This is a genomic window from Paenibacillus sp. FSL K6-1230, from assembly GCF_038002385.1.
Lineage (GTDB): Bacteria > Bacillota > Bacilli > Paenibacillales > Paenibacillaceae > Paenibacillus > Paenibacillus massiliensis.
Genome location: NZ_JBBOCK010000005.1, coordinates 1 through 5,652, shown reverse-complemented (window position 1 = coordinate 5,652; position 5,652 = coordinate 1). Strand labels below are relative to the sequence as shown.

Below are 5,652 nucleotides of genomic sequence, written 5' to 3'. Positions count from 1 at the left end.
CTCTCAAAATAACGTTTCTGTTCTTCTAAACTTAATGAATGCATGTAATCAGGCGAAGCTGTTACTACAAATTCAGAAAGTACAACAGAATTTGCTCGTGGCTTTCGTTTTACTTGCTCACTAATCTTTTGTTTAATTGTACTTTCATATCTAATTTTTTGTTGATTTAACAAATCATAATTTTGTTCACTTTTCGAATAATCAATGTCCAAGTTTGATTTACTTTTTCCTTGTCTCTGGTTATGTTTTTGAATTCCTTGCACATCAGAAATTTGAAATTTCTGCATGTGAATGATTGCGAATTTATTCATGTTTTTCCCTCACAATTGTCTTCCGTAAGAGGACCACTTTTGAGACTATCATAACATATCGAGAGAGCGAATCCAAAGTTTTGGTATAGCCCACTATACCAAATTGCATTTGGTGTGGGCTCTGCGAGACCTTGTTGGCTTCGCCAAATCACGCCATAGCGTGACAAAGACCTGGGGCTTTGCCCCACACCCCACAAGGGGAACTCTTCCCCTTGACCCCATTTATCGAACTCCCCAACCCCTCAATCCTTGAGGGGCTCCCTCGCCGGTTGGCGTCCCCAAAACGAATCGTTTTGAGGAACTGCCAAGAGGGTGATATATCCGACGTACGTGTCTACTCCTTATCCTCCCGTTCCCTTTCGGGCTCGGTCCGGTACCGTTGACACTTACCTCAAATCACTTCTCTATTCAAGTAACCGTCCAGCTAGTGCAATTAAACGTGTATTAAATTCCCTATCCAGTGTAATAAAATCTTTTTTTCCTTGTGTTCGTTCAAGCAATTCATGTAACACCAATTTGTCCTCTTCTTCTAATCTTTCTTTTTCAACAATTACAGGAATCTCTTTAGGTGGTCTAACTCGAACACCTAAAGCTGTCATTCTTACATAGTTCGAAACCGTTGTACTATTCAGTTTAGCTAATAACTCTAAACGCTCTTTTTCCTCTTCAGAAACATATAATTTTATTTGTTCTTTCGACATTTCCAACATCCCATCAAGGTATATTTTACCCCTCTTATTATATCCCTTTGCATACCCTTTTTCAATATATAACAAATAGTCCTTTTTTTACCCTTTTAAACTTTCCCTTCCATGACCCTTAAAAAATAAGAAAGAACCAACTTTGTAAGTTGGTTCTTTCTTATTTTTGATTCATCATTTGCAAGGCATGACTTAAATTTACTTTCCCATTTCCATATTCAAATGGATTTCCTAAAGGAGTTGCTGAGTTTTTCAATAATTCTCTTACTTGTTGATTAGACAACATTCTATCATTTTCTAATAACAAAGATGCTACACCAGCTACATGAGCGGCTGCCATTGAAGTACCACTATTAAATCTATAAGAACCATCATTCCAGGTACTCCAAATATCTACACCTGGTGCCATTAATTCTAACTGTTCTCCTTTACTAGATAGAAACCCTCGTTGATCTTTAGCATCTAACGCTCCAACCGCAATTACAGAATTAAATTTAGCTGGATAGGTAATTGAATTCCCCTCTTTATATCCTTCATTTCCTGCTGACGAAACTAACAAAATTCCTTTTTCATATGCTTTATTAATGGCTTCTTCAAAAAATACAGATTCTTTTTTTCCGCCTAGACTCATTAGAATAATATTCGCCTTATGTTCAATTGCCCAATCGATTCCTTTTACGACTGTACTATATTTTCCATTCGTATACTTATCTAATACTTTTACTGCATATAAATCCACATCAGGGGCAACCCCCATCATACCACTATTATTTTTTTGTGCCCCAATAATGCCCGCTAAATGCGTTCCATGACCATTATCATCATCAAAATTTGAAACATTCTCAACAAATGAAATACCATCTTTTATCTTTACATCTAAATGTTCTTTATCAATACCAGTATCTAAAATCGCAACTGAAATTCCTTTTCCTGTTAATGGAGAAACTCCTTTTTCTTTCGCATGTAATACATTAGATATCCCATTATGTAAAGACTGTTCCGTCCCATTCGCTTTTACATTTCCATCTTGTTCAACTTCCACAACTTCAGAGTATTGTTTCAAAATATCTGTTGGATCATAAGAAAATTCAGCTTTTACAATGGGTAAATTAAAATAAGTCTCTTTTACTTCTCCACCTTGTTTCTCAATCATACTTTCATCAACTTTACCTTGAAACATAATTAAATAATCATTTTTCTTTGAGAACTCACTCGCAAAAGAGGTTACACTTCCACCACATATTCCAAATAACATTACAACTATTATAGCTAACTTCTTCATATCTTCATCTCCCTATTACATAAAAAAATAAGGCGCTTTTTGCACCTTATTTTTTTGAATCTGAAATTAAATACTCACAAATATTTGTATATATTTCTTGTCGATTAGTACGCTTTAATAAAGTTAAAGGTTCTACATCTTCTGGTAAAAATTTAGTAATGAGGAATGAAAATGCTTCATAAGTTGGAGCATTTTCTATAGATAATCCATTAAAAACCGTAATATCTAAATGAGAGTATTTAGATAGCATAGATTCTTTATGAGATTCAAAATATTTAACCCCATCTTTTTCTAATTGTTCTGATTGACGTTTTAATTGAAGAGAAAAAGCACTTAAAATATCTATGAAAATATTATGTTGTTCTCTAGAAATATTATAGTCAATCATATAATCATAAAGAGGATTTTTATCAACATTAACCATCTTTTTTAGTAATTCAATTTGGTATTTTAATAATTCATATTGTTTGTTATCCACTTAAGATATCTCCGTTCTATATATTATTAGTATACATATCTATACTAAATTAGATTTTCAAATTTTTATAGGGCAATTGCTAAAACTGCATCCGCTAGTACATCAGCTGTAGACGCAGATGCTCCACATTCGTCAATAAAGAAGTTCTTTAATCCCCTATGCGCTAATGCTTCTGTTCTTTCTAAATAATGCGCAAGTGATAATCGATTTTCTTTTATAATGTTTTTGTATGATGTTTTTCCTAAATATCCAAGAAGACTTTCTAACGCTTCACCGCCCCATTTTAACCCATTAATTAAAAGTGACTTTTTCCAACCTTGAGCACTTACGTCACCGTCATCATCTAAAGAAACTGTTTGGTTTAAATCAGTAACGTTGTAATTTGTTTGTGGGAAGTTCACAACATTATTTTTAACGGGTGCATCTGTTTCAGCAGCAAAAGAAGAAAGTGGTGCAACTGTTAATAATGCGGCAAATGCCATTGAAGCTGGAATGATTTTCTTAAATTTAGCTTTTAAGTTTAACATAGTATAATTCCTCCAAAATTTGTTTTTTTAAAATAACATTTCTGATTTTTCCATAGTTTAGAAGTACACGTCTACCTTATATGCAATATTGCATAAAAAAACAGCGAAGTTTTCCAAGCTCAGAGAACTTCGCTGTTTTTTTATCCCCTTTGTTTTTGGGTGTGAGTGCTGGCTGGGGGTTTGGGGGCTAGCCCCCAAGGAACTTAACGTAACTTATTATGGGATAAGTTTATCACTTGGAACGATAGAACTGGGTGTTTCGGCTGGTACAATTGCTTGTCCAAGTCGAGCAACTTAACCCCGTTTTTGGTCTGTTCGGCTTGGCGAAAGCTAAAAACCAGCCGAATTTCAGAATGCAATGGAGGAAAGGTGGAGATTTTTTGAGTGTTTTTTTCAAAAAATACTACCTGACCATTGCATGGAGAAAAACCAACCCCTTATATAGATATAGAAAGAACAACATGGAATTTTCAATAAAAAATTGAATAAACGTGATTATATCAAGGGTTCTAGCGATTGTAATTAATTCCCAATATGTGGGGTAAAAACCACATATATGTGGGGTAAAAACCACATATTGGGAAAATATGTAAAAGAAAAAGACTAGTAATTTTTACTAGTCTTTTAGTTCGAATTTTATATAGGGTTTTCGTTCTTTAGAATTACCTTTTTTAACAAGTAAAGAATTAAAAAACCAATAATTTTGTTTTCCTACACTTTGTTTTTCTAATACATTTTTCCTTACTAATGAATTTAAAACCTTACTAAAATATGACCTATCTTTATAACCACATAGTTTTTGCATAGTTGGTTGTAAAAGTTCAATTTGATTATTCCAACCGACATAAGGTAGCAAAGTAAATAAAACTGCTTTCTCTGTTTTACTAAGCTTTACTTCTGGATTATCACTTTCAATCCAAGCTTTTAACGTATGAAAAACAAAAATAAAATTTGAATTCTTATGTAGATTTCTTTCAGTGATCGCCTTCATAAGTTCTTGAGCACCTGCACCAGCGTCAATAAAGGTACTCAACATTTCTGTAACTTCTAAAATCTCTTTCTTTTTCATTTGTTGTTGCTCCTCTCAATATTCCGAGCACCAACAAAAATACCAAAAATCATAATTCAGGTATTACCCTAATAATAAAATTATGATAATCTATATACGACAACAAGTTATTGGTATTTTCGCTGAAATACCCTTTGAAACGAGCCATGTTCGAGCATGGCTCGTTTTTTAATTTTATCACACATATTCTCTCAAAAGATTGTCAAATAAAGTTTCCTTAAAGTTTTATTTACTTTTTTGAATGTCTTCTAGCGCTCCATGTCATATCCTCGATGTCTACTTATTTTCTTCTTATTTTCACTTTCATGCTCCCGTTCAAAATGATTTTCTACTTCTCTCCCAACCAGTTCATTCTTAACAAGTCCTCTAAAAGTCTTAAATTGCTCTTTAAAGACTTTTTTCGTCTGTTGATATAAAACCTTTATATTCGTCTGTAAATCTCTTATATGAGCCTTTAAAGAGCCTATTTCAGTATGCAATTCTTTATTTGCTTCTTCTAATTCCCGATTTTGTTTATAAGAATGTTTTAAAGCAAGATGATTTCCCTCGATTGTTTCTTCTAAGTATTTATTATTTTCTTTCAAGCTTTGATTCTCTTTTACAAGATCTGTTTTTTGCAAACGTTCATAATCGCTCTTTATAATAACCGCTGCATCAACTTTTTCTTTCATATCTCTCCATTGCTCACGTGTTACCACGATATTTCCTGTTTTCTTTTCTATGATTTCTGGCTTTCCAAACAGTTTTGTTGTTACTTCTGTTTTTGTTTCTTCTCGCAAATAAGACATTGACGCTGGCTTGTCAGGAATTTGATTTCGAAACATTTCAAATTCCTGTTTCTTTTCTTTTATTTTTTTATCTAAACTCAAAAATTGTTGCTGAATTTTTTGTAAAGTTTCATTCTGTTTTTCGATATAGTTTGTGGTTTGTTGTAATTGATTATGAGTTTCCACTACTTTTGTCTTTAAATGCGTTTTTACATTGGATAACTGTTCCACTTCTACTTCTAAATCTTGTTTTTCCTTAAAGGCTTGAGGCGATAAATGTTTTTTCTCAGAACCTTCTCCCCGCTCTACATCAAAACCTTTTTCCCGCATTTCCAACGGGAAGTCCTGTTGTAAAGATATAAGCTCTTTTCTCGTAAACATATCTTTTGCGGACAAACGATTGTCTTCTGTAATTGGCATAACACCTATATGCATATGTGGTGTCGCTTCATCCATATGAACCATGGCATACAACGTATTTTGTTTCCCATAACGTTTTTGAATAAACGCTAGTGAA

At 33.3% G+C, this 5,652-nt stretch carries 7 protein-coding genes; all 7 read right to left on the bottom strand.

Going from position 1 to position 5,652, the window contains the following annotated elements; genetic code table 11:
• Positions 1 to 311, bottom strand: a 311-nt coding sequence (locus MKX74_RS28060) for a plasmid recombination protein (RefSeq protein ID WP_341180704.1), incomplete at its 3' end; no start/stop codon positions are given.
• A 404-nt stretch (positions 312 to 715) separates the two neighbouring features.
• Entirely contained in the window at positions 716 to 1,012 is a 297-nt protein-coding gene (locus MKX74_RS28055) for a plasmid mobilization protein (protein WP_061657152.1), read from the bottom strand.
• A gap of 160 nt (positions 1,013 to 1,172) precedes the next feature.
• On the bottom strand, positions 1,173 to 2,294 hold the full coding sequence (locus MKX74_RS28050) for a S8 family peptidase (RefSeq protein WP_340800620.1): 1,122 nt from the start codon (positions 2,292 to 2,294) through the stop codon (positions 1,173 to 1,175).
• A 46-nt stretch (positions 2,295 to 2,340) separates the two neighbouring features.
• Positions 2,341 to 2,772: a hypothetical protein gene (locus MKX74_RS28045; protein ID WP_061657143.1), complete on the bottom strand. Its 432-nt coding sequence runs from the start codon at positions 2,770 to 2,772 to the stop codon at positions 2,341 to 2,343.
• A gap of 65 nt (positions 2,773 to 2,837) precedes the next feature.
• Positions 2,838 to 3,299: a hypothetical protein gene (locus MKX74_RS28040; protein ID WP_061657146.1), complete on the bottom strand. Its 462-nt coding sequence runs from the start codon at positions 3,297 to 3,299 to the stop codon at positions 2,838 to 2,840.
• 616 nt (positions 3,300 to 3,915) lie between these two features.
• On the bottom strand, positions 3,916 to 4,368 hold the full coding sequence (locus MKX74_RS28035) for a hypothetical protein (protein ID WP_021728522.1): 453 nt from the start codon (positions 4,366 to 4,368) through the stop codon (positions 3,916 to 3,918).
• Positions 4,369 to 4,616: 248 nt separating this feature from the next.
• Positions 4,617 to 5,652: plasmid recombination protein (locus tag MKX74_RS28030; RefSeq protein WP_341180703.1), on the bottom strand; the 1,036-nt coding region annotated here is incomplete at its 5' end.